Origin of the sequence: Kordia algicida OT-1 (assembly GCF_000154725.1) — a bacterium.
Lineage (GTDB): Bacteria > Bacteroidota > Bacteroidia > Flavobacteriales > Flavobacteriaceae > Kordia > Kordia algicida.
In genome coordinates this window covers 294,321-316,761 of the sequence record NZ_DS544873.1, presented here as the reverse complement: position 1 = coordinate 316,761, position 22,441 = coordinate 294,321, and the positions used below count along the sequence as shown (strand labels likewise).

Below are 22,441 nucleotides of genomic sequence, written 5' to 3'. Positions count from 1 at the left end.
TGTAGAATATGATATAACTTCCTTGTGCATGCGTGGTTGCTCTATTCTAACAGATTGAACCAGCTCTATCACATCACTAGCAATACACTGTCGTTTCTCTTTGAACGTATCGCTCGGTAATATACTTGCGTGCTTACCCCAAGTAACTCACAAGTAGATGAGATACTTTCTCTGTAATGTATTCTAAACATATCGATTACTTGGGTTTGGAGTTTTTTCTGATAGGAATATTAAACTCTTTTTCTGCTAAATCAATCATCATATCAAACAAAATAGCTTTCTTGTCAGCACGCTCCGCCAGATGTTCTGCACGAGCCTTCTGCTTTTCTAACAGTTTGATTTTTTCTTCTAATTCTAAAATCTTTTGTTCTGGAGTCTTTGTCATAGAAAGTGGAGTTTGATTATGCCAATCAAAGTTACCATATTTTTTTAACCAAGTTCTGATGGTAGATCCAGATTGTATACCATACTTTGATAAGACTTGTGAGCGTGTCAGTTTGCCCTGTTCAATCTCTTGAACTACTTGGAGTTTAAAAGATAATGAATAATCTTTTTGAGTACGTTTTACATAATTTGTTTTCATTACGCTTAAAATTTAGTGTAACGCTATTTCAGGACGAGACAATAATATAGAAAAAAAAATGCGCTACCTGTAATCGTAGCGCATTTTTTGTATGCTATTGTATCGACAATTCCTGATTAAGAAAGTGTCAAATTGAATTTTATGCTTCTATAACATCTTCAACCGCAGCAAGGTAACGTTCTGCATCTAGCGCAGCCATACAACCAGAACCAGCTGCCGTAATGGCTTGTCTGTATTCTTTATCTTGTACGTCGCCCGCAGCAAATACGCCTGGAATGTTTGTCTTTGTAGATTTTGCTCCCGTGATTAAATATCCAGTATCATCCATGTCTAAAACTCCTTTAAACATGTCTGTGTTTGGTTTGTGTCCAATAGCGATAAAAACTCCTGTCACAGGAATTTCATGCTTTTCTTGTGTTTGATTGTTTACCACACGTACGCCTTCTACCACCATTTTTCCAAGAACTTCGTCCAATTCAGTATTGTATAAAACTTCTAAATTTTCCGTATTGTTCACACGATGTTGCATTGCTTTACTTGCGCGCATTTCGTCTCTACGAACCAACATGGTAACTTTTTTACACAATTTTGCCAAGTATGTTGCTTCTTCTGCGGCAGTATCTCCACCACCAACAACAATTACATCTTGTCCTTTGTAGAAAAATCCGTCACAAGTAGCACAAGCAGAAACGCCACCACCTTTTAAGCGTTCTTCGCTTTCCAATCCTAAATATTTTGCCGAAGCTCCAGTAGAGATGATAACTGTTTTTGCTAAGAATTCTTTTTCTCCTGTACCGTCGTCAACATATACTTTGTGTGTTCCTCCTACTTCTTCAGAGAAATCAACACGAGTTGCATATCCAAAACGCACATCGGTACCAAAACGAGTTGCTTGGTTTTTTAAGTCTTCCATCATCGCAGTTCCATCTGTACCATTTGGATATCCTGGAAAGTTATCGACTTCTGTAGTAGTGGTTAACTGTCCTCCAGGTTCCATTCCTGTATACATTACTGGGTTCATATCTGCTCTAGCAGCGTATATTGCGGCTGTGTATCCTGCTGGTCCACTTCCTATGATTAAGCAATCTAATGCTGTGTTTATATCTGACATATCTTTTTTCTAATTAGTAAATCTTTTTAACAAAAGTAGTTTTTTATCTGAATTCCTTACATAAAATTTATTAACAAATATCATCTAACTGTTTGATATCTTTTTTACTAAAAAAAGCAATATCATACAAAATATAATATTGCTCTGTAAATATTTTGATTTTTTCTTTTTAAAATCGCTTGTCAAAAATAATTTTATTGTTCAAAATACATGACATAATCATACGAAACTCCAGAAATTTGCTCTATTTGATTGACAATTAATTCTCCATTATTACTAATGAAAAAGTTTCCTAATTCAGTTTCTCCAGATACATCATTTTGTACTGTAAGATACTTTTTATTTTCGATTTCGGTTACCGTATATGTATAAACATTTGTTCCCAAACGTCCAGAAGGTTTTGGTGTCAAATCTGTAGTTTCTGCGGCATTATTTTTTACTGTCAAGGTGTTATTTTCAAAGGTATAAGTTACTAAAACGTTTGGGTAAATAACGTTTACTCCATTGTGAAATATGGATTTTTTGAGTTCCCAAACACCTGTAATATCATCGCTTTGTACAGCAGATGCATTATCGTCGTCGCTTGAACAGCTTACAAGAAATGTGGCTATAAAGAATAGCGCAAAAGTAAAATTTTTCATTTGGTAATGGTTTTAATGTTTGTTAAATATAAATTGAAATTAATTTTTTTAAATGAAGTTTTCAAACATTAAACATAAAATTAACACACTACTATTTTTAGCCTACATAAAAATTATTCCACAAAAAAAGCAATACCAAAAATATGCTATTGCTTTGTTTTATATGCTGAAATGTATTAATTACACAATTCTATTGGCAATACTTACCAAGAAATTTACGCCATTATCAATATTAGCTATAGCGTCTGCTTTGGCTGTGTTTGAAGCTGTTGCATCACTAATTTCTTTGAGTACTTTCATGGCATTTGCATTAGAAATTTGACTTTCTTTGATGAACTCATCAATTTCTTTTATACTAATCCGTGTCAGACTTGCAATAGTTGTTTGAAACTCTGTATCTGTTTGATCTGCTGCCTGATTTGCTAGGTTATCCCAATCTATATCACTCATAGTTTTCTATTTAATTTTTTGCTTTAATTGCTGATTCTACATTTAATAATTTATTAAAACCATTTCCCGTTTTTACTAACAAACTGTCTAACTGATTTTGAATTTTACCCACATTAATATTTGTTCCTGTAAGCTTCTGAATTTGTGCTAAAGTGTTCGCTTCCGATTGTTTCAGCTTTACCGCAGAACTAATTAAATTCTGTAAAGTGGCACTCGCTTGTTGGTAATCATTATAACTATTATTCAACGAAGTAATCATTTGTTGCTTTTGTGTGTCTAATACATTATGAAGCGAATCACGTTTTCTACTAATCACAGGCATGACACTTTTTAAAATATTTGGCAACTCCGCACTGACATCAACTCCTGGTGGAATTTTTGATTGAAAATTAGCTACATATTTCGGAATGTACTGATTGTTGATAAAATCGTCAACCTTATCTTTTCGTTCTTCAAATAACTTATTTACCAATGCAATATTTAACTGGTGCATGGCATTTGATTCAGAAATGACTTCTTGTGTTAGCGTTGAGGTTGATGCTGGAATTGAAGCACACGCGCTTATACCAATTGCTATGAGCACAATAAGAATACTATTTATAATTTTTTTCATGTGTAGCAGTTTGTTTCTATATATTAATTATCAACTGTTGTAAAAACAGCTTTTATTTTGGTAATAATACCTTGTAATACGGTAAAAATTGCATCTGAGGAAAATCCGCCAACAAGCGCTAAAACACAACTATTAAAAACGGTTAAACTTTTTCCATCATTATAGGTAGATACAATTTCAGAAAGTATTAATCCAGACATAATTCCTAGCACAATCAAGCCAACATAGTAAATAGATTGTTCAGGCATTAATGTTCCTTTTTGAATTCCTTCACTCACGCTTTTTAGCAGATAAAAAACAACTCCCAATCCTGAGGTTGCACATAAAAATAGTAAATTCAGTAATAATGGAGTTCCATCATTTGCTAAAACACCTTTTGCTAATGACGTGTTATCTACTTGGTCTGATAAGGAAGTTCCAATAAAAAGTGCTAGAAAAAATAACGCAAGAAAAATTAAATTTCGAATAATTGGTAGCTTACTAAAAATAGTTCTACTATGCTTCTCTGCATTTAAAGTTTTTAGATATTTGATAGACTTTGGTGTTGCTGGCGCAATATTTTTTGCTAAAATATTATGCGCATTAATCAAGTCATCTAAATTAGTACTCTCTATCAGTGGATTTAGCTCTGTATTGATAACTTTTCCATTTCGCATTGCGAAGGAAAGCATGTTTTCTAATTCCTCCTTAATTTCAACCATAAGTGAATCCGAAACTCCTTTTTTGATGCCTTTTGGTGGCTTTTGGGTAATTTTCGAACTTGTATCTACTGTTGAAGACGACGGAGAATTCGTCGGAATTGGGTTTGAGGTTGCCATACAATTAATAATTTTGGTCGGTTAGTTCAAACTTACAATTTAAAAGGCGGATTTAAAAGAAGAAGATATACGCTTTTTAAAATCAAGGGTTTGTACGTAGTTTTTTTGTTAGAAAATTGAAAGATTGAAAGATTAAAGAATTGAAAGATTAAAGAATTGAAAAATTGTTGATTTCATGCTTCCTCTAAAAACTATCTACCTAAGGACTATTCAATTACCTCATCATAACGTTGAAATTTATTTCGTAATTCTCCACGTAGTTCCAAATCGTTTTCTACTTTATGTAATGTTGGTCGTTGCGCTATTAAATATATAATCAATAAAGCAGCAATAGTTAAAAAAATACCGTTTTTACTTAACAGATAAAATACCACTCCTAACATCGCCGAACCTTCCAATACTATAAATTTTACCATTGAAACCGTTCGATAGGAATTTAATTTTGCGGTCAAATCTGTAGCTTTTCTAGCGTTCTTTAGTAGCATTTTTGGAACAATATAACTCATCATAAGCGCACTCAGTACGATAAATGGATACACCAAAAGGAAAATAGTATTCAAATCAAACTTAAAATGCATTTCACCATCATTCAAAAAGAAAGTTACTACAGCAAAAACTACCACACTCATGACCAACGATACATGTATGAGACCTAACGTTTTTATAAATTTATTCGGTGTTAGTGACTGGAATTGGTTCATAATTATAAACGGTATTTGATTACTTTTTCAAAGCTACTAAAAAAATAAATTAATTTTATTTGGAATGATCGTTCTATTATTTATACATTTGTATTGGAATGATTGTTCCAATACAAATTTTAATAAAAAACCAAAAAAATCATGAATACATTACAAGGGAAAATTGCCGTAGTTACTGGCGGAAATAGTGGAATCGGATATGCATCTGCAGCAAAACTAAAAGCAAATGGTGCAACGGTAATCATCACAGGAAGATCGCAGGAACGTGTAGAAAAAGCAGCAAACGAATTGGGCGTTACAGGAATTGTCGCCGATGTAACTTCGCTTGACGCGATTGACAATTTAGTCAATCAAGTAAAAGATGCTCACGGAAAAGTAGATGTATTGTTTGTAAACGCTGGAATTTTTACGCCAGCGCCAATCGGACAAATCACAGAAGAAGTATATGACACACAATTCGGGATCAACTTTAAAGGTGCCGTTTTTACAACCGAAAAGTTTTTACCAATCTTAAATGATGGCGCTTCTATTATCAATTTATCTTCTATTAATGCATACACAGGAATGCCAAATACCGCAATTTATGCCGCCACAAAAGCAGCGTTGAATTCCTACACAAGAACTGCCGCAACCGAATTGGCTCCAAGAAAAATTCGTGTAAACGCAGTAAACCCAGGACCTGTAGAAACGCCAATTTTTGGTAAAACAGGAATGGAACAAGAACAACTAGAAGGTTTTGCTGCTGCAATGCTAGAGCGAATTCCACTAAAACGTATCGGACAACCAGAAGACATCGCCAATTTAGTAGCCTTTTTGGCTTCTGATGATGCATCTTTCATCACAGGAAGCGAATATAATATTGATGGTGGAATGAATGTGAATCCACTGTTAAGTTAATCAGGAATATTTGTATGTTTGTAGAGACAGTTTTTTTACTGTCTCTACAATCTGTCACGATATGCCAAGAGTAAAAAAATTTAATGAAGAAGAAACGCTAAATAAAGCCATGTGTTTGTTTTGGCGAAATGGTTTTCACGCAACTTCCATGCAAGATTTGGTAGATTATTTGGGAATTAATCGTGCAAGTATTTACGATACATATGGAGGAAAAAGAGCTCTTTTTGACAGCGCTTTTGACCATTACAGAAAAGCAAATAGAAAGCAATTACTAGCATTTTTAAAAAGTCAGAAAAGCGTAAAAACAGGGTTTCGAAAACTTTTTGAAAATGGAATCTCTGAAGCGGTTTTCGATACCGAACGTAAAGGTTGTTTTGTAATTAATGTAACGACAGAATTAGTGCCAAACGATGAAGAAATACTGCACGTTGTACAAGAAAATAAAGCTTTTATGACAGCTACTTTTGAAGAATTTTTACAATCGGGAATTGATTCAGGTGAAATTTCTGTGGATAAAAATATCAAAAACTTGGCTTCACTCCTACACACATTTTACAACGGAATTAAAGTAGTTTCTAAAACAGACGTTGATGAAGAAGAATTATTAACCTCGGTTGATACTATATTGACGTTGTTGGACTAATATATGAAACTATGAAATACATTGCTATTCTTCTATTATTTACAATTTTTTCCTGTTCAAATCATAATCACAAACTACAAAACGAAACAAAACGAAATCAACAAATTGACACTGTAAAGTATTCATATTCTGTATTCAATCATGGAAAAAGATTGTTTTTACTAAGTGACGGAAGCTTTATGAACGAAGTTTATACATTTAGTTGTTCTGGTAGTGGTTTTCACAAAAAAGTTTCTGGTACATACAAAATAGATAGCATCAGTTTAAGTCTCTTTCCTCAAAAAATAGCATTGACAACATATTCGTTTGATAGAAAAGTAAAACCCACCAAAGTTCAACTCGATTACGGAGTCGATTCACTTAAGATAAAAACTGAATTTAAAATTATACATTGGGAAACAAAAACGTATCTTCTTTCAGAAACGTATGATTATGATTATAGCGAAGACGAAGAAAACGATTTTATGAGATTTGCGGATTATGTCAATATTGGATTTGAACCGAAAACAAGTGGCATGTACTTATCACACAAAGAAAAAGATACATTTACATCTGCATTTGACATGCAACAGATTCCTGAAAAGTGGCAAAAATACTTTCTTAAAAAACCTATTGTAACAAAAATTAAAAATCTAAAAAAGGTATATGATTCTGAAGACTCAACATACTTTTTTTGGGAAATTGAATTGGACAAAGGAAAAAATGACGGAATGACAAAACGACTTTCATTCACCACAAAAGATGATATGATTTCTCTCGATATTGATTCCATTACAAATAATTCAAGTTTTGGAAAACATTTCGATCCAGATTTCATCACAAAAGACTATCCTATTGGAACTGAATTAAGAACAAAATGGGAGTAAAAAAGTTAACTACTATAACAAACTAAAAATGAAAGCATTCCTAAAGAAATATATTTTTCAAAAATGGTGGTTTCCAATATTATTGTTTTTAATATCATCGCTATTTTTTATGATGCTTCTTGCCTCTACTAAAAAAATTCTTCTATTTATTTCTGACTATTTTTTGTTGTTTACCTTCATTCTTTTGCTAATTGCAGGATTCTGGCAGTTATTTAGAGGGAAATGGTACTTGGGCTTACTTCAGTTAGGAGCATTATTTGTAGGTTTTGTCATATTGGTATTTGTATCAACATTTATGATGATGTTCGGACCAGATACAGATACATTTGCTGACAATTTGAAACTACCTGAAAATGTAAAACTAGCCTATCCGACTGATGTTAACATGAGAGTTAATTTTGAAAGAATCAGACTTGATAGCATGCAAAATAATGTACCCAAAGAAATTTCATTTCAACTTTACAACTCGTTTCAACCTGGTTTGTATGAATATGACTTATGGTTAAAATCTAATGAAAGTGGCACTATATTTCTAAAAGCATTTGAAATAACTCAAGAAATTGAATTATCAGTACCAAGACTTCAAAAGCGTTCAAGTATCAGTATAAGTAACACTAACGGAAAAATTAAAAAATTTGGAACTGTTGACAATTTTACCATTTACGAAGGAGATTGGGGAAAACCTTACGGAGCCAGATTTGAAGTTTGGTTTACGCCTGATGATGGCAATAAAAGCAGAAAACTTTATGAAAAAAACTATGTGATTGAAGGTTGGATGCGATAAAATAATTACAATTTTTACTGCAACAAATTACCAACTACTTTTCTTAGTGCGCATTTTGTCATGTTCTGTTTGTAAAAACTTTAAAATCGTTTCCACTTGCTTATCTACATTTTTAATTCGCAATACGCTAAAAATTAAGGTTCGTTTTCTTCCATCGGTCAACTTATCAAAAATTGCTTTTCCCTCAGGATCTTGCGCTAAAAAAACTTCCAAAACCTCTGGAATATCAACACCAAGCGGATTCGGGTCTTCTTCCAACCTATAAGAAAGCAATTCGCCAGCTTCTTTGCCTATTTCTTTGATGTAGCGTTTGGCAAGCATAATATAAAAGTCTCCATTTCCCAAATGATTCAAACCACATTGAATCTTCACTTTATCGTCAATGGTACAAATCAAACGTGTAGCGCGTTTCTTTTCAAACTGATTGACGATAGCTGCGGAAACTTCCAAATGGTAGTAACTTCCTCTTTTCTGTAAATGTTGTGTTCCTTCGAAAAACATACTATTCTTTTTCTTTAGTATAAGTCAACGTGCTACCACGATCAAGATAACTCAACACCATCGATTCGTCTGAATATTCGAGCAATCCGTAAGTAGTTACCTTTCCATTCCTGTCTTTTAATCTCAGATATTCAATACCATCTTTTTCATCAAGTTCGTAATAGTAGGTTTTATTTACAATCTCATCGCCTTTTTTGTGAAACATAGACAATCGATCGTTATAAATCTGAATGCCCTTATTTTTATCATCTGTGCTAATCCAACGTCCGTTTTCTAATCCAATTTTTTGAGTAGCTTCTGTAATAACCTCTTTATCATTTGAAGATGATGTCGTTGTCTTCTTTTCTCCACTTTCACAAGCAAAAAATGGTAAAATCATCGTTAAAAATAGAGTGATTTTTAATTTCATAAAAAATAATATTTTGTCAATTAACTAAGGTATTGATTTTTTACTACAATAGCACAAAAACTTATAACAGAGTATTTGTTTTAATTATACGATAATTCAAAAAACATCCTGAAAATCAAAAACTTGGCAAAATTTTTGAAAAACTCTATATTTACAACACAGAAAACCTTTCCCATGATATCATTTTCCCGATTACTCAAAAACTATTGTTTCATCCTATTATTTTTTGTGATTCCCTTTCACATGTACGCACAAAATCCTGTACAAGAAGGACAATGGTACGTAATTCAAAGCTGCAAAAAGCAATTAGTTATACAGACGCAACCACCGTTTCAAAATAATGGTATGGCTGTAATTTTAGGAAGATATAATACCAAAGATAATTCTCTTTTTAAATTTGAAGCAGCTGGAAACGGTTATTATATCATTCGTTCCAAACAAAATAACAAAGTATTAGACATTCGTGGCGGAAGTCAAGAAAATAATGCCGTGCTTCAAATGTGGGATCAAGCTAATGTAGAAAATCAGAAGTTTAAGCTAAGTCGTGCTACAAGTGATGAGCTTTATTATATCACTGCAAAACATAGCAACAAATCAATTGCAGCAGGCCCAGGATTTAAAATAGGAAGTACCGTTACACAAAAATATGGCGACGGACTTTCTAATGCAATGTTCAAATTTATTCCTCACAATCCCAAAAAGGAAAAACCGAAACCAAAACCTGTTGTCAATATTGCAATTCCTAAATTAATTACTCCTGTGACTGGACAAGTAATTGAAAATAAAAAAGGAAATATCATAAATTTTAAATGGAGTAAAGTACCAAATGCCACAAAATATCAATTATATGTAGAACATAGTAATAAAAAAGATAAACTTTTAAATAATATCTTCAAGGATAACTATTATGATTTAACGCTATCAGAAACACTACCAACCACATTAGCAAAAGGTGCTTGGGGTTGGTGGGTTAGAGCTCAAGTAGGTAACAAATGGAGTAAATGGAGCAAACCAAACACCATATACTTTAAAGAATCAGTAAAAACTACCATCACCTTAAATTCCCCACAATCCAATGCCTCATTGGCAAATGGGATAGAAAGCAGAAACGCAAGTTTCTCTTGGGACTTTGACTGGGAAGATGTGCCGAATGCAGAGCAATATGAAATTGTCATCATTCATCCAAACAATAACAAAAAATCAATTCTGAAAAACACACCTGTTTCCAGATATCAACTTGTGCAACGCGGCGGGCTTAAAAACAATGAACTTATTGGTTGGAAATGGAAAGTACGTGCATTTATAAATGGATCGTACAGAGATTGGTCGGCAACCAGAACGTTCAACGTGAAGCAAGCTAAAAAGCAAAGCACGCCTGTAAATCCTCCACCAGTTGTTACCGATAATTTAACAACACAAAGTACTGCCAATTTTAACAAAGCCGTAAAAAATAATTTTGCTGTCGAACTGAAAAACAAGATCAACAACAGAAGTACTTCTCTTGGATACAACGTTCAAAAAGATCACTTTAAAATGGGCGATTTTTTCAAAAATTGGCGCATCAAATATGTGCGAAATGGGATCTATCAGTTGCAAGTTGAAATAGATGGCAAATTTTGGTCATTAGCTTCCAAAGGTGCCGAAAAAGGCGATGTGAAACTCGCTGTTGACAATAGAAACGATGCATATCAACTTTGGAAAATTGAACAACAAACTGATGGCTACTATAAAATTACTAATATTGGAAACCAAAACAATCCAATCGTTGATGCAGAAGCACTTTTTTATGACACAAAAAATCATGACTTCTTTTTAACAATCTGGAAACCTGAAAGGAGTCTCAACGGACGTTGGTATTTTGATGCTAAAAAAACTGTAAATATTAAGCCTAAACCCATAGAAGACAGAATATTTAGAATGAACGCATCCAATGGAAAACGTGTTTGCTTAGCCTATATTATGACCTCGGATGCAACTGGGTACAACTCTTTACGATTTTGCAGTAAATACAATAGCAATAACACGTTGTTCAAGTTTGAAAGAACAACCAACGGAAATTACCTGATAAAAGTAAAATCAACTGATTTGGGAGAAAATAAATGGTATTATTTATCGAGTAACATGGAACTGTACGAAATTGACAAAAACAAAGATATTCCTATCAAAAATGAATATGGAATGTATTGGGCTATTATGTCAAAAGGCAATGGAAATTACACAATTTTTAATGTTGATGACAGAAAAGCGCTTGAATATGTAAAACGTCCGTATAGCTCACCGCGCGAACTTATAGAATTAAGAAAGTTAGCAAATAAGTATGAACAGTATTTTAAATTGTATTAAGTTAAATTCTAATTGATCTCTTTTATTACGAAGCTATATTTAGATGGTGGATTTATCACAAAGTAAAATTTACCCTAAAATTCATCTTATTAAGATCATAAAAAAACGGATTCCGTTAAAGAATAAAAAAGTTTCTCAAATTAAGGAAAAATTAACAGCATCAAGTCGTCAAAAACAGTTAAAAGGGTTTATTCTTTTGTAAATTTAAAAGGAAAAAATGAATTTAAATGACCACTTACAGTGGCGCTATGCCACAAAAAAATTCAATAAAGAAAAAAAAGTATCTGAAGAAACATTACAAGAAATACTTCATTCCGTTCAACTAAGCCCGTCTTCTTACGGATTACAATTATTTAAAGTTTTGGTAATTTCGAATGATGAAGTTCGAGAAAAATTAAAACTAGTGTCCATGGGGCAATCACAAATAACAGACGCTTCACACCTGATTGTTTTTTGCAACTTCACAAACTATGATTCACAACAAATAGATGATTACCTTGAATTAAAAGCGCAAACGCAATCTATTATTCTAAAAGATTTAGAAGCTTACGGAAATGTCATGAAAGATAATGTAGGTGCAATGGACGCTGATACTTACAAGAATTGGACTGCCAAACAAACATATATTGCACTCGGAAATTTACTAACATCGTGCGCAACACACAAAGTAGATGCATGCCCAATGGAAGGTTTTGAAGTAGAAAAATACAATGAAATTCTCGGTTTATCTGAAAAAGGACTCAACGCAGCAGTAATTGCTACAATAGGATATCGTTCCGAAGAAGACAGAACAAAAGATCAGGCAAAAGTTAGAAAACCAATGGCAAACCTCTTTGAGTTTCATAAATAAAACCAATTACTAAATATTTTATATAAAAAAAACACTGAAAATCATACGATTGACAGTGTTTCTGAGATTTTTTGGGAAAATTTTGTCGGGGTGGCAGGATTCGAACCTGCGACCTCCGCGTCCCAAACGCGGCGCGATAACCGGGCTACGCTACACCCCGAAAATTTAAATTCGTAGTTTTTAATTCCTAAAAAATTTCAGAACTACGCTCAAAAATTGGATTGCAAATATAAGGCTTTTATCGAAACAGAAAAGCAAAAACAATTTATTTTTTAAAAATAAATACAATCAATAATTTACTTAATTTTGTCACGTCTAAAAAAACTAAAAATATATGCTCATTATTGGTATTGGCGGAGGAACAGGAAGTGGAAAAACCACCGTAGTAAATGAAATCATTAAACAACTCCCTGAAAATGAAGTTGGAATCATCTCTCAAGATTCGTATTACAACGATACTTCTCACCTAAATTATGAACAACGCACAAAGATAAATTTCGATCATCCACGATCTATTGATTTCGATTTGCTCTGCGAACATCTAAAAGAATTAAAAAAAGGAAATCCTATTAACCAACCTGTATATTCGTTTGTAAAACACAATCGTACAGGCGATACCATTCATACACTTCCGCGAAAAGTAATGATTGTAGAAGGAATTCTTATTTTAACCAATACCGAACTTCGTAAAATGTTTGACATCAACATTTTTGTTCATGCTGATTCTGACGAACGTCTCATCCGAAGAATAAAGCGAGACATCACGCAACGTGGGCGCGATATTGATGAAGTGTTGGCGCGTTACCAAAACACACTCAAGCCTATGCACGAACAATTTATTGAACCTACAAAAGAATTTGCCGATATCATCATTCCAAACAATCGCTACAATACAGTAGCTGTTGATATTGTACGTACAATTATTAGCGAACGATTGGCCTAATTTTAGTACATTTATACAATATTTGTAACGCAATCACTAGCATGCTCAATCAATTTAAAAATATTTACATCATTGTATTAACCGCTTTTGTGATATGGATGCTTTTCATAGATACCAATTCGTGGTTAACACATCATGAACTAAATAGTCAAATAGAACTGCTAGAACAACAAAAAGCAAACCTACAACGTGAAATAGCCAAAGATCATAAAGTCATCAGAAAACTTTCTAACATCGAAGAATTAGAAAAATTTGCCCGCGAACGCTATTTCATGAAAAAAGAAAACGAAGAAATTTACATCGTAGAGTATGCAGATAGTCTAAAAATAACAACCAATGAGTAATTCACTATTCAACGAATTTGACCCAGTTTCTGCTGCGCAATGGAAACAAAAAATACAAGTCGATCTAAAAGGTGCCGATTACAATGAAACCTTAATCACTGCAACACAAGAAGGTATTGACATCAAACCATTTTATCACAGTGAGAATTTTGGCATAACACAACCAATTGCTACTCACTCAACTGCTTGGAAAGTCTCGCAACGTATTGTGGTAACAAACGCCAATGAAGCCAACAGCAACATCAAAGACATATTGGCAAGAGGCGCAGAAAGTATCATCTTATACATTACAGACGAAACAATTGCAATTGCTGAAATACTTGCTGAAATCGACCTAAAAAACGTTCCAATTCACATCGAAATGAGCTTCTTATCGGTGTCGTATTGTGCGGATATTGACGCTTTCGCGAAAGCTGCTCCTGCAAGTATCACACTTGGAGTTGATATTATTGGAAACTTAGCTTCCACAGGAAATTGGTTTGACAATCTTACGAAAGATCATGAAGCGGTTGAACGAATTCTGGAACTTCAAAACCTTAAAAGTTCACTAACTGTTCATGTAGATACGTATCAAAACGCAGGCGCAAACATGGTACAACAGCTTGCGTATGCACTCGCTCACGCAAACGAATACTTGAATCATTACGGTTCAAAAATCTCAAACAAAATCACGTTCAACGTTACAGTTGGCACACACTATTTCTTCGAAATTGCCAAACTAAAAGCCTTACGTCAGTTATGGAGTATTTTGGCAAAAGAATACGAGTTGCAACAAGAATGTATCATCATTGCTTCACCTTCAAAACGTAACAAAACCTTGTATGATTACAATGTAAACATGCTACGAACTACCACAGAATGTATGAGTGCAGTGTTAGGTGGCGCAGATATTGTGTACAATCTTCCCTACGATGCTTTATATCATCATGCCAACGAATTTGGAGATCGCATCGCAAGAAATCAACTCAGAATTCTAAAAGACGAAAGTTACTTTGACAAAACGGACAATCCAACGGAAGGTTCATATTACATCGAGAGCATCACACAACAACTCGCGGAAAAAGCACTAACACTCTTTAAAGACATGGAAGCCAATGGTGGATTCCTAAAGCAACTCAAAGCAGAAACCATCTATCGAAAGATCAAAGAAAGTGCCGCAAAAGAGCAAGCATTATTCGACGAAGGAAAAGAAGTTCTCTTAGGAACAAACAAATATCCAAATCCAGAAGATCGTATGAAACACGATCTAGAAATAGAACCTTTTGCTCAAAAAGAAGTACGTAAAGTATTGGTCATTCCAATCACATTACGACGATTGGCAACCAAACTAGAAAAAGAACGACTCAAAAATGAATAGAATCATTTACATCATACTATTCAGCTTTCTTTTCATTCAATGCGAAGATGACAAACATATTGCGGTTTCTAACAAAAATGTGGAAGGACGCTACATTCATCTGGAAACTGAAAATATTTACCTTTTTGTTCCTGAAAAAGTAAAACTATACACTAATGATGAATACGCACAATTCATTAATTCAATAGAAAACGAAGAATTCCGCAAAATGGAACGTGCGCGCTACCTACAAATGAAATATGGAAGCGCAGGAAACTTCTACATCATGGCAAGTGAAGACAGCGAAATTGACGTGACCTTCAGAACAGTTCCCTACATACCAATTAACAAAGAAGTTTCACAGCAAATTTTAAAATACTTAAACAGAGAACACAAAGCTGGAGGACGAATTCTTGGTTTGGAAAGTTCGTTTAGCAGAGCTGGAATAATAAAAAAAGGAGACGATCGTATTTTTAGAGCGATCTTTCTCTACAAAGGAATTGACTTGCTTACTGGAGAAAACGCAGAAATTTACACCTACTTTTATCTAGTAAACAGAGAAGGAAAATCATTCGTTTTAAGCTTTAACTCCAGAAAAGCATACGATTTTGATTCTTATGTTCAAAAAATAAAACTTTAACATGACGAGAAAAAACCTGCAACATATCACACTCGACGACACTACGAAAACGTTGGAAAAAAAACAAACTGCACCATTTAGCACTGCAGAAGATATTGACGTACAATCGTCGTACAGTAAAGAAGACATGAAAAAAGTGTCGCACTTAGATTTTGTAGCTGGAATTGCTCCCAATCTTCGCGGACCATATTCCACAATGTACGTTCGTAGACCGTGGACCATTCGCCAATACGCAGGATTTTCTACCGCAGAAGAAAGTAATGCATTTTACCGAAGAAACTTGGCTGCAGGACAAAAAGGATTATCAGTTGCGTTCGATTTGGCAACACATCGCGGTTACGACAGCGATCATGAACGTGTAGTTGGTGATGTTGGAAAAGCCGGCGTTGCCATTGATTCTGTAGAAGACATGAAAATTCTTTTCGATCAAATTCCACTAGATAAAATGTCAGTTTCCATGACCATGAATGGTGCCGTTTTGCCAATTATGGCATTTTATATTGTTGCTGCAGAAGAACAAGGAGTAAAACCAGCGCAATTGGCAGGAACCATCCAGAATGATATTTTAAAAGAATTCATGGTGCGTAATACGTACATATATCCACCAACGCCATCCATGAAAATTATCTCGGATATCTTTGAATATACTTCGGCAAACATGCCAAAATTCAACTCTATCAGTATTTCAGGATATCACATGCAAGAAGCTGGTGCAACCTGCGATATTGAACTTGCATACACCTTGGCAGATGGTTTGGAATACATTCGCAAAGGACTCGCCGCAGGAATGGACATTGACACCTTTGCTCCTCGCCTATCCTTTTTCTGGGCAATTGGAATGAATCATTTTATGGAAATTGCCAAAATGCGCGCAGCTCGAATGTTGTGGGCAAAATTGGTAAAACAATTCAATCCGAAAAATCCAAAATCATTATCCTTACGAACACATTGCCAAACAAGTGGTTGGAGTTTAACGGAACAAGATCCATTTAATAATGTGGCGCGAACGTGTATTGAAGCTGCTGCGGCAGCTTTTGGTGGCACGCAAAGTTTACATACCAATGCCTTGGATGAAGCAATCGCACTACCAACGGACTTTTCTGCACGAATTGCTCGTAACACGCAAATTTACTTGCAGGAAGAAACGAAAATCACCAAAACGGTTGATCCGTGGGCAGGAAGTTATTATGTAGAAAAACTAACGCATGAAATTGCGAATAAAGCCATGCAATTGATTGAAGAAGTCGAAGAATTAGGCGGAATGACCAAAGCGATTGAAGCTGGAATTCCTAAGATGCGTATAGAAGAAGCTGCTGCGAGAAAGCAAGCGAGAATCGACTCTGGACAAGACGTGATTGTTGGTGTCAACAAATACAGACTTGACAAAGAAGATCCATTACACATATTAGAAGTAGACAATCAAACTGTGCGAAATGCGCAATTGGCGCGTTTGGACGAATTGAAGAAGAACCGAAATGCATCAGAAGTAACAGAAGCTTTAGCAAAACTGACTGCTTCAGCAAAATCTGGGGAAGAAAACCTATTAGCATTAGCTGTTGATGCAGCTCGTAAACGTGCAACATTAGGAGAAATTTCAGATGCATTAGAAGCTGTTTTTGGAAGATATAAAGCACAAATTAAATCATTTTCAGGCGTGTATAGTAAAGAAATAAAAGACGATAGTTCATTTCAAAAAGCAAAAGACTTAGCAACAAAATTTGCAGAAATGGAAGGTAGACAACCGCGAATTATGATTGCAAAGATGGGACAAGACGGACACGATCGTGGTGCCAAAGTTGTCGCTACAGGTTATGCAGATGTAGGTTTTGATGTAGACATCGGTCCGTTATTTCAAACGCCGGCAGAAGCGGCAAAACAAGCAATGGAAAACGATGTACACATTTTAGGAGTTTCCTCTTTAGCGGCTGGACACAAAACCTTAGTTCCACAAGTAATTGCAGAATTAAAAAAATACGGACGTGAAGATATTATGGTAATTGTCGGAGGCGTGATTCCGCATCAAGATTATGAATTTTTATTTGACGCTGGTGCCGTAGCCGTTTTTGGTCCTGGAACAAAAATTAGTGACGCAGCCATTCAATTATTGGAGATTTTGATTGATGAATAATTTTTTTTTGGAGTTTGGATTGCTTCCTTTCGACTTCGCTCAAGATAAACGCTTTTGGAGTTAGGATTTTGGATTCTAGATTCAGGAGTCAAGATTGTTGCTTTTAGCATACAGGTGATACAAAACTGAGGAAAGATTTTATAAAAAATGGAATTTCAATCCATTTGTAAATTTCGAGATAATAATATGAGTACAAACTTTACAGTGGGTAATGATACGTTCGCAAGTAATCCTGGCAACGCCAACCTCAACCCATTTGTTTGGCTTTTTCATGATTTCAAAACGATATTTACGATTAGTGCCCTTTTTGGGTTTTCAATCTTTCTTACCATCAAATTTTCAGGTTGGTTCGGCATTCTCGCAGTACTATTTATGGCAATTAACATATTTTATTGGCTACGAAAAAAAGAACATTTTAAAAGTGGAGATTCTAATGGTGGAATGGTGGTTTCGATCAATCCAACATTAGTTGCAGTTACGACTGATTTGACAAAAGGATTTGGTGAATTCCCTGTTGTGAAAATAATTACGTGTAATACACTTAAAAATGTAAAAGTTGGAGATAAAATAGCAACCGTTGCTTTATACTCAGCTTCAGAAGATGACGACTTGCCTCATTGGATTGACTTTCATCCAATACCACTATCCTTTGCTACAAACAATGAAAAAGTTCTAAAAAGAGCTTTTGAATCTTATGACAGCGAACAATGGAAGAACTTGCAAAATCGTCTAGAAAAAATTAGGAAACCCTATAAAGAAGGATTGTATACATCAGAAACGCAAACCAGTGATTGGAAAAGCACGAACATTTTCTAAAAAATTGAAAGCTAATTTTTCTTCATTATTTTAAGTCAATTACCAAACCAATCCACTTCAAATTCTTTTACAATTTCATCCATTGATTTATGATCGTGAAGATTTTTAAACAATGCTGTTTCATGCCTGCTTTGTTTTCCGCCACCAACTCTGATTAATACATCAATATAGCGAATAAAGTCTTCTGATTCATCACCAAATCGATTTCCTATGATGATTTTCTTTTTCACAGGATATACACCACTTCGCACTCGTAACGCTTGTTTTGCTGAGAATCCTACCGTGACAAAACCAAATTCATCTGCCAATTCGTACGCGATTTTAGGAACGCCCGAATTGGTATAACCACTCACAATTTCGATAGTTTCTTCTGTATGTTTTTCTTTGATTTTTTGGAATTCTTCCTGCAAGATGTCACGTGCTGCTTTTTTGTCAAACTGATTTCTACTAAATCCGACAATTCCGTATTTTACAATTGGTTTCACTTTTTAATTGTTTTAAATTATTTAGCGTCAAAAATACACAAATAAATTTTAAAAAGCCGATTTGATAAATTTAATTTCTTATGAGAACTGCTAGTAAACTATTAGGTTTGACTCCAAGTACTACAAAAGATTAAGCTTTGCAATAGCATCGATAGCTGTATCTTTTTGAAAATTTTTACTAAAAAACGCCAACTATTTTCTATGTATTAAATTCTGTTTTTTAATTCTCAATTTTCATTCCCATCTACAACTTTAAAAATTTGTTCACTTAGTTTAAGACTATCATATTTTAAATTAGAATAATCTTTGTTATCATTTAAGAAGAATACTAAAATTACCTCTTGTAACGAAAACTTTTTTCAGGAACTTTCCCTACAACACCTTCAAAGAATTTATGAAAGTATTCAAAATCTGCTTCCATATCATCAGTCGTGTAGAATGGTTTGTCAATTTTGACTTCTTTTTTCCCAAAGTCAAATGCTACTAAAACAATGGGCACATTCGCTTCTTTTGCAATATAATAAAAACCTGTACGCAATTCATCTACGCGTTTGCGTGTTCCTTCGGGCGCAAGTGTTAGTCGAAATTCTTCTTTTCCATCAAATACGGCTGCCATGGCTTGCACTTTATTTTGTCCTGGTGTACGATCAATTGGCGCGCCACCTGTCCAACGAAAATACCAACCAAACGGAAACTTAAACAACTCTTTTTTTCCTACATAATTGATGTTCATTTTAGAGATGCTTCTCACCATAAGACCAATGTAGAAATCATGCCAACTCGTATGTGGAACTACAGCAACGATACATTTTTTTACTTTTGGATCAAAAGCACCTTTGAGTTTCCAGCCCATTAATTTGAAGTAGATAAATTTGTAAATCGCTCGTATCATTTGGGGATTTTTTATGGTGATTGTTCCTTTTTTATAGAAAGGCTAATTTAGTGAAGTTTCAAGGATTGAACTATTTAATTGTAATATAATGTCAGTATCCAATTAATTGTCAGCATACTCACTTAACCGCATTGTTTATTTGTTCTATTACCTAATCAACTATAAAATACAACTGATTATTAATTTATTTTTCTACTTCTTCTGTGAAAAAGTAGAAACAGATTGCCACACATTTTTTTAAAACGTTTGCAAAAACGTATGGAAAGAGTTTTGAAATTCTTTACAACAATAAGTAACTCGTGAAAATATTTTCAAGTTCAGAGAAAAAGAATTCGTAGTAAAAAACTATGACTTTCAAAGTACTTCTCGACACACCAAATCAAAAATTTGACATTCGAAATGACGTTTTGTTTTGTATATAGTGCCTAGATTCCTGCCTTTGTAGGAATGACAAGCATATAATTAAACAAGCGAAGCACCCCAAAAGCGTTTACCTTGGGCGAAGTCGAAAGGAAGCGAACCTAATTAATGTAGCAATTTGAAAATTTGGAAATGTATCAATTAGTTTCAAACAACGCTCAAATTTTTCTTAGAAACACATTTAGCATTTTTTGTAAAATCAAAACTGTTTTTAGAAACAACTTTGAATCATTGAATTTTTGAATGTTTCAATTGAGTGAAGTGACCTAAAAGTACATCTACTTCAATACCGAAAACTCAATTTTAGAATCGTTAAAAATGGTATGTGTCTGGTTTTTGAAATCTTCTTCTTTGGCTTTGTAAATGTTAGGTACAAAAGTTTGCGGATTCAAATCAATCAATGGAAACCAAGTACTTTGCACTTGAATTTGCAGTTTGTGACCTTTTTTGAAGGTGTGATATACGTCTTGTAATTTGATATTTACTGCCGTTTTTTGATTTGGCACAAATGGTTCAGGGTTTTCAAAACTATTGCGAAAACGTCCGCGCATTACTTCACTTCGTACCATTAAATGATAATTGCTCATCGCCAAATGATCTTGCATGCCTTCTTTTTGTTCTTCAGCATCATGCGGATGCACATCGATTACTTTTACAATCCAATCGGCATCTGTTCCAGTTGTGGCAACTTTTAGTTTTGCTAAAATGTCTCCTGCAAGCGTAAAATCTTCCGTGAAGACTTCCGTTTCATAAATCATTACATCAGGACGACGCGCTGCAAATCGTTGATCGTCTGTCATATATTTTCTTGGCGTAAATACCGTTTTTATATCTTCCGAATACGGAACAGGTCGTTTCAAATCGCTCACAAATGTTTCTTTCGTATTGCCTTTTTTAGTGGTAGAAAGTTCTTGATTCGCATTCAAATACATGTCTTGCTTTGTCATGTTTGCTGGCGGCCAACTGTCGTAACTACTCCACTTTTTCCGTCCAGAATCAAAAACATATGCTTCTGGCAAACCTGAATTTTTACTTCCATCTCCTTTTAAGAAATGATTGAAGAATTTCGTTTCCACATCACGCTGAAAGTTCAACGAAATGGAATCTCCAAAATAATAATTCCCAACAAAATTTTTCGCTTTACTACTTGCCCATTTTCCATGATCCCAAGGTCCAAAAACCATCGTGTTATAGTTATCTGGATTGTATTTCTCTATTGTTTTGTAGGTTTCAAACGGTCCGTATAAATCTTCCGCATCAAAAAATCCGCCGACAACCATCGTTGCTACAGACGATTTTATATTTTTTAGATTTTGAATCAATCCTTTCGGTTTCCAAACACTGTCATAATTTGGATGATCGATGATTTCTTTCCAAAACACGTCATCAATTTTATCAGATGAAGACGTAATGACGTTGTCTAGCTTTTCATATTCAAAATAACTATTCAAATTGCTCAATGGTCCAGCATCTAAAAAGAATTGGTATTGATCTTTGGTGCCTAAATCAGGTAATTTGTACCAAGCAGAATCTTTTGGGACATTTTTCATCGTTCCAAAAAGCGAAACAGCTCTAAAGTAACTTAGTAAAAACGCTCCGTTGTGGTGAAAATCATCAAAAAAGAAGTCGCCAATACACGCTTGTGGAGAAGCCGCTTTTAACGCAGGATGCGCATCAATGGTAGAATAGGTACTGTAAAAACCTGGATATGAAATTCCCCAAGTTCCTACGCGGCCATTATTATTTTCAACATTTTTCACCAACCAATCAATCGTATCGTACGTATCTGACGATTCATCAACTTGTGTATTATCCGTTTTATTCGGAATGTATGCGCGCATATTGTCATATACACCTTCACTCATCCAACGACCACGCACATCTTGGTATACAATAATGTTACCTTCTTTCATTAAATGCGAGTTTGGACCAATTTTAGTTTTGAATTTATCTTCTCCATACGGTTTGCAACTGTACGGCGTTCGCATCATCAAAATAGGATATTTTTGACTTTTATCTTTTGGTGAATAAATAGTCGTGTGTAACTTGATTCCATCACGCATTTCAATCGTAACTTCCTGTTTATCATAGTTATCCTTCACATAAGTACTTTTTGCTTTATCAGCTTTTTTGGCAGTTTTTTCTTGATCTTTACAAGCTGTGACGAAAAGAACTAATACGAGTATCAGTCTAAAAAAGGGTTTTATCATTGTGGTTGGTAAATTTT

Annotated in this window: 24 protein-coding genes and 1 tRNA gene; 12 read left to right on the top strand and 13 right to left on the bottom strand. The window is 34.3% G+C overall.

Going from position 1 to position 22,441, the window contains the following annotated elements; all coding sequences use genetic code 11:
- Window positions 1-196 precede the first annotated feature (196 nt).
- From KAOT1_RS01370 to KAOT1_RS01340, 7 genes are all read right to left on the bottom strand, one after another.
- On the bottom strand, window positions 197-583 hold the full coding sequence (locus KAOT1_RS01370) for a helix-turn-helix domain-containing protein (RefSeq protein WP_007092873.1): 387 nt from the start codon (window positions 581-583) through the stop codon (window positions 197-199).
- 139 nt (window positions 584-722) lie between these two features.
- Window positions 723-1,694, bottom strand: coding sequence for a thioredoxin-disulfide reductase (trxB, locus tag KAOT1_RS01365; protein ID WP_007092872.1), 972 nt, complete (start codon window positions 1,692-1,694; stop codon window positions 723-725).
- A gap of 194 nt (window positions 1,695-1,888) precedes the next feature.
- The gene (locus KAOT1_RS01360; protein WP_007092871.1) at window positions 1,889-2,335 is read right to left on the bottom strand and encodes a hypothetical protein; all 447 of its coding nucleotides are present in this window, start codon (window positions 2,333-2,335) and stop codon (window positions 1,889-1,891) included.
- A gap of 180 nt (window positions 2,336-2,515) precedes the next feature.
- The gene (locus tag KAOT1_RS01355) at window positions 2,516-2,785 is read right to left on the bottom strand and encodes a hypothetical protein (protein WP_007092870.1); all 270 of its coding nucleotides are present in this window, start codon (window positions 2,783-2,785) and stop codon (window positions 2,516-2,518) included.
- Between the two features lie 10 nt (window positions 2,786-2,795).
- Window positions 2,796-3,398 carry a hypothetical protein gene (locus tag KAOT1_RS01350; protein ID WP_007092869.1) on the bottom strand — a complete coding sequence of 201 codons (603 nt, stop codon included), beginning with the start codon at window positions 3,396-3,398 and terminating at the stop codon, window positions 2,796-2,798.
- Between the two features lie 23 nt (window positions 3,399-3,421).
- Window positions 3,422-4,216: a hypothetical protein gene (locus KAOT1_RS01345; protein ID WP_007092868.1), complete on the bottom strand. Its 795-nt coding sequence runs from the start codon at window positions 4,214-4,216 to the stop codon at window positions 3,422-3,424.
- A 206-nt stretch (window positions 4,217-4,422) separates the two neighbouring features.
- The gene (locus KAOT1_RS01340; protein WP_157559966.1) at window positions 4,423-4,917 is read right to left on the bottom strand and encodes a hypothetical protein; all 495 of its coding nucleotides are present in this window, start codon (window positions 4,915-4,917) and stop codon (window positions 4,423-4,425) included.
- 141 nt (window positions 4,918-5,058) lie between these two features.
- Here KAOT1_RS01340 and KAOT1_RS01335 point away from each other — a divergent pair, with 141 nt between their 5' ends.
- The 4 genes from KAOT1_RS01335 (at window position 5,059) to KAOT1_RS01320 (ending at window position 8,107) form a co-directional block, all read left to right on the top strand.
- Window positions 5,059-5,814: an SDR family NAD(P)-dependent oxidoreductase gene (locus tag KAOT1_RS01335; RefSeq protein ID WP_007092866.1), complete on the top strand. Its 756-nt coding sequence runs from the start codon at window positions 5,059-5,061 to the stop codon at window positions 5,812-5,814.
- 61 nt (window positions 5,815-5,875) lie between these two features.
- A complete protein-coding gene (locus KAOT1_RS01330) occupies window positions 5,876-6,457 on the top strand; it encodes a TetR/AcrR family transcriptional regulator (RefSeq protein WP_007092865.1) in 582 nt (193 codons plus the stop codon).
- Window positions 6,458-6,468: 11 nt separating this feature from the next.
- A complete protein-coding gene (locus tag KAOT1_RS01325) occupies window positions 6,469-7,323 on the top strand; it encodes a hypothetical protein (protein WP_007092864.1) in 855 nt (284 codons plus the stop codon).
- A gap of 28 nt (window positions 7,324-7,351) precedes the next feature.
- Window positions 7,352-8,107 carry a hypothetical protein gene (locus KAOT1_RS01320; RefSeq protein WP_007092863.1) on the top strand — a complete coding sequence of 252 codons (756 nt, stop codon included), beginning with the start codon at window positions 7,352-7,354 and terminating at the stop codon, window positions 8,105-8,107.
- Between the two features lie 27 nt (window positions 8,108-8,134).
- Here KAOT1_RS01320 and KAOT1_RS01315 read toward each other — a convergent pair whose 3' ends face one another.
- Complete coding sequence (locus KAOT1_RS01315; protein WP_007092862.1) at window positions 8,135-8,608, bottom strand: YdeI/OmpD-associated family protein; 474 nt, start codon at window positions 8,606-8,608, stop codon at window positions 8,135-8,137.
- A gap of 1 nt (window position 8,609) precedes the next feature.
- Window positions 8,610-9,017: a hypothetical protein gene (locus KAOT1_RS01310; RefSeq protein WP_007092861.1), complete on the bottom strand. Its 408-nt coding sequence runs from the start codon at window positions 9,015-9,017 to the stop codon at window positions 8,610-8,612.
- Between the two features lie 174 nt (window positions 9,018-9,191).
- On the opposite strand from KAOT1_RS01310, the gene KAOT1_RS01305 reads away from it, so the two are divergent.
- Both KAOT1_RS01305 and KAOT1_RS01300 read left to right on the top strand, forming a co-directional pair.
- Complete coding sequence (locus tag KAOT1_RS01305) at window positions 9,192-11,360, top strand: RICIN domain-containing protein (RefSeq protein ID WP_083777262.1); 2,169 nt, start codon at window positions 9,192-9,194, stop codon at window positions 11,358-11,360.
- Between the two features lie 217 nt (window positions 11,361-11,577).
- On the top strand, window positions 11,578-12,210 hold the full coding sequence (locus tag KAOT1_RS01300) for an NAD(P)H-dependent oxidoreductase (RefSeq protein WP_007092858.1): 633 nt from the start codon (window positions 11,578-11,580) through the stop codon (window positions 12,208-12,210).
- An 85-nt stretch (window positions 12,211-12,295) separates the two neighbouring features.
- Here the strand turns inward: KAOT1_RS01300 and KAOT1_RS01295 are convergent.
- A tRNA-Pro gene (locus KAOT1_RS01295) sits at window positions 12,296-12,370 on the bottom strand.
- Window positions 12,371-12,544: 174 nt separating this feature from the next.
- On the opposite strand from KAOT1_RS01295, the gene udk reads away from it, so the two are divergent.
- The 6 genes from udk (at window position 12,545) to KAOT1_RS01265 (ending at window position 18,417) form a co-directional block, all read left to right on the top strand.
- Complete coding sequence (udk, locus tag KAOT1_RS01290; RefSeq protein ID WP_007092857.1) at window positions 12,545-13,153, top strand: uridine kinase; 609 nt, start codon at window positions 12,545-12,547, stop codon at window positions 13,151-13,153.
- Between the two features lie 41 nt (window positions 13,154-13,194).
- Window positions 13,195-13,497: an FtsB family cell division protein gene (locus KAOT1_RS01285; protein ID WP_007092856.1), complete on the top strand. Its 303-nt coding sequence runs from the start codon at window positions 13,195-13,197 to the stop codon at window positions 13,495-13,497.
- Window positions 13,490-14,854, top strand: a complete 1,365-nt coding sequence (locus tag KAOT1_RS01280; RefSeq protein ID WP_007092855.1) for a methylmalonyl-CoA mutase subunit beta — start codon at window positions 13,490-13,492, stop codon at window positions 14,852-14,854. Before KAOT1_RS01285 ends, KAOT1_RS01280 begins: the two co-directional genes overlap by 8 nt.
- A complete protein-coding gene (locus KAOT1_RS01275) occupies window positions 14,847-15,473 on the top strand; it encodes a hypothetical protein (protein WP_007092854.1) in 627 nt (208 codons plus the stop codon). The genes KAOT1_RS01280 and KAOT1_RS01275 overlap by 8 nt, the downstream gene beginning before the upstream one ends.
- Before the next feature lies 1 nt (window position 15,474).
- Window positions 15,475-17,601 (top strand): methylmalonyl-CoA mutase, encoded by a 2,127-nt coding sequence (gene scpA / locus KAOT1_RS01270; protein WP_007092853.1) that lies wholly within the window; start codon window positions 15,475-15,477, stop codon window positions 17,599-17,601.
- Window positions 17,602-17,787: 186 nt separating this feature from the next.
- A complete protein-coding gene (locus KAOT1_RS01265) occupies window positions 17,788-18,417 on the top strand; it encodes a DUF3239 domain-containing protein (RefSeq protein WP_040559245.1) in 630 nt (209 codons plus the stop codon).
- 35 nt (window positions 18,418-18,452) lie between these two features.
- On the opposite strand, the gene KAOT1_RS01260 is transcribed toward KAOT1_RS01265, so the two are convergent.
- The 3 genes from KAOT1_RS01260 to KAOT1_RS01250 all read right to left on the bottom strand — a co-directional run bounded on the left by KAOT1_RS01260 (window position 18,453) and on the right by KAOT1_RS01250 (window position 22,424).
- On the bottom strand, window positions 18,453-18,902 hold the full coding sequence (locus KAOT1_RS01260) for a hypothetical protein (protein ID WP_007092851.1): 450 nt from the start codon (window positions 18,900-18,902) through the stop codon (window positions 18,453-18,455).
- Window positions 18,903-19,236: 334 nt separating this feature from the next.
- A complete protein-coding gene (locus KAOT1_RS01255) occupies window positions 19,237-19,794 on the bottom strand; it encodes a 1-acyl-sn-glycerol-3-phosphate acyltransferase (protein ID WP_007092850.1) in 558 nt (185 codons plus the stop codon).
- A 698-nt stretch (window positions 19,795-20,492) separates the two neighbouring features.
- Complete coding sequence (locus KAOT1_RS01250) at window positions 20,493-22,424, bottom strand: CocE/NonD family hydrolase (protein WP_007092849.1); 1,932 nt, start codon at window positions 22,422-22,424, stop codon at window positions 20,493-20,495.
- Between the last annotated feature and the right edge of the window lie 17 nt (window positions 22,425-22,441).

Bases quoted from the DNA above. Each gene is read 5' to 3' on its own strand.
- KAOT1_RS01370 (WP_007092873.1), bottom strand. From the start codon at position 583: ATGAAAACAAATTATGTAAAACGTACTCAAAAAGATTATTCATTATCT.
- trxB (WP_007092872.1), bottom strand. From the start codon at position 1,694: ATGTCAGATATAAACACAGCATTAGATTGCTTAATCATAGGAAGTGGA.
- KAOT1_RS01360 (WP_007092871.1), bottom strand. From the start codon at position 2,335: ATGAAAAATTTTACTTTTGCGCTATTCTTTATAGCCACATTTCTTGTA.
- KAOT1_RS01355 (WP_007092870.1), bottom strand. From the start codon at position 2,785: ATGAGTGATATAGATTGGGATAACCTAGCAAATCAGGCAGCAGATCAA.
- KAOT1_RS01350 (WP_007092869.1), bottom strand. From the start codon at position 3,398: ATGAAAAAAATTATAAATAGTATTCTTATTGTGCTCATAGCAATTGGT.
- KAOT1_RS01345 (WP_007092868.1), bottom strand. From the start codon at position 4,216: ATGGCAACCTCAAACCCAATTCCGACGAATTCTCCGTCGTCTTCAACA.
- KAOT1_RS01340 (WP_157559966.1), bottom strand. From the start codon at position 4,917: ATGAACCAATTCCAGTCACTAACACCGAATAAATTTATAAAAACGTTA.
- KAOT1_RS01335 (WP_007092866.1), top strand. From the start codon at position 5,059: ATGAATACATTACAAGGGAAAATTGCCGTAGTTACTGGCGGAAATAGT.
- KAOT1_RS01330 (WP_007092865.1), top strand. From the start codon at position 5,876: ATGCCAAGAGTAAAAAAATTTAATGAAGAAGAAACGCTAAATAAAGCC.
- KAOT1_RS01325 (WP_007092864.1), top strand. From the start codon at position 6,469: ATGAAATACATTGCTATTCTTCTATTATTTACAATTTTTTCCTGTTCA.
- KAOT1_RS01320 (WP_007092863.1), top strand. From the start codon at position 7,352: ATGAAAGCATTCCTAAAGAAATATATTTTTCAAAAATGGTGGTTTCCA.
- KAOT1_RS01315 (WP_007092862.1), bottom strand. From the start codon at position 8,608: ATGTTTTTCGAAGGAACACAACATTTACAGAAAAGAGGAAGTTACTAC.
- KAOT1_RS01310 (WP_007092861.1), bottom strand. From the start codon at position 9,017: ATGAAATTAAAAATCACTCTATTTTTAACGATGATTTTACCATTTTTT.
- KAOT1_RS01305 (WP_083777262.1), top strand. From the start codon at position 9,192: ATGATATCATTTTCCCGATTACTCAAAAACTATTGTTTCATCCTATTA.
- KAOT1_RS01300 (WP_007092858.1), top strand. From the start codon at position 11,578: ATGAATTTAAATGACCACTTACAGTGGCGCTATGCCACAAAAAAATTC.
- udk (WP_007092857.1), top strand. From the start codon at position 12,545: ATGCTCATTATTGGTATTGGCGGAGGAACAGGAAGTGGAAAAACCACC.
- KAOT1_RS01285 (WP_007092856.1), top strand. From the start codon at position 13,195: ATGCTCAATCAATTTAAAAATATTTACATCATTGTATTAACCGCTTTT.
- KAOT1_RS01280 (WP_007092855.1), top strand. From the start codon at position 13,490: ATGAGTAATTCACTATTCAACGAATTTGACCCAGTTTCTGCTGCGCAA.
- KAOT1_RS01275 (WP_007092854.1), top strand. From the start codon at position 14,847: ATGAATAGAATCATTTACATCATACTATTCAGCTTTCTTTTCATTCAA.
- scpA (WP_007092853.1), top strand. From the start codon at position 15,475: ATGACGAGAAAAAACCTGCAACATATCACACTCGACGACACTACGAAA.
- KAOT1_RS01265 (WP_040559245.1), top strand. From the start codon at position 17,788: ATGAGTACAAACTTTACAGTGGGTAATGATACGTTCGCAAGTAATCCT.
- KAOT1_RS01255 (WP_007092850.1), bottom strand. From the start codon at position 19,794: ATGATACGAGCGATTTACAAATTTATCTACTTCAAATTAATGGGCTGG.
- KAOT1_RS01250 (WP_007092849.1), bottom strand. From the start codon at position 22,424: ATGATAAAACCCTTTTTTAGACTGATACTCGTATTAGTTCTTTTCGTC.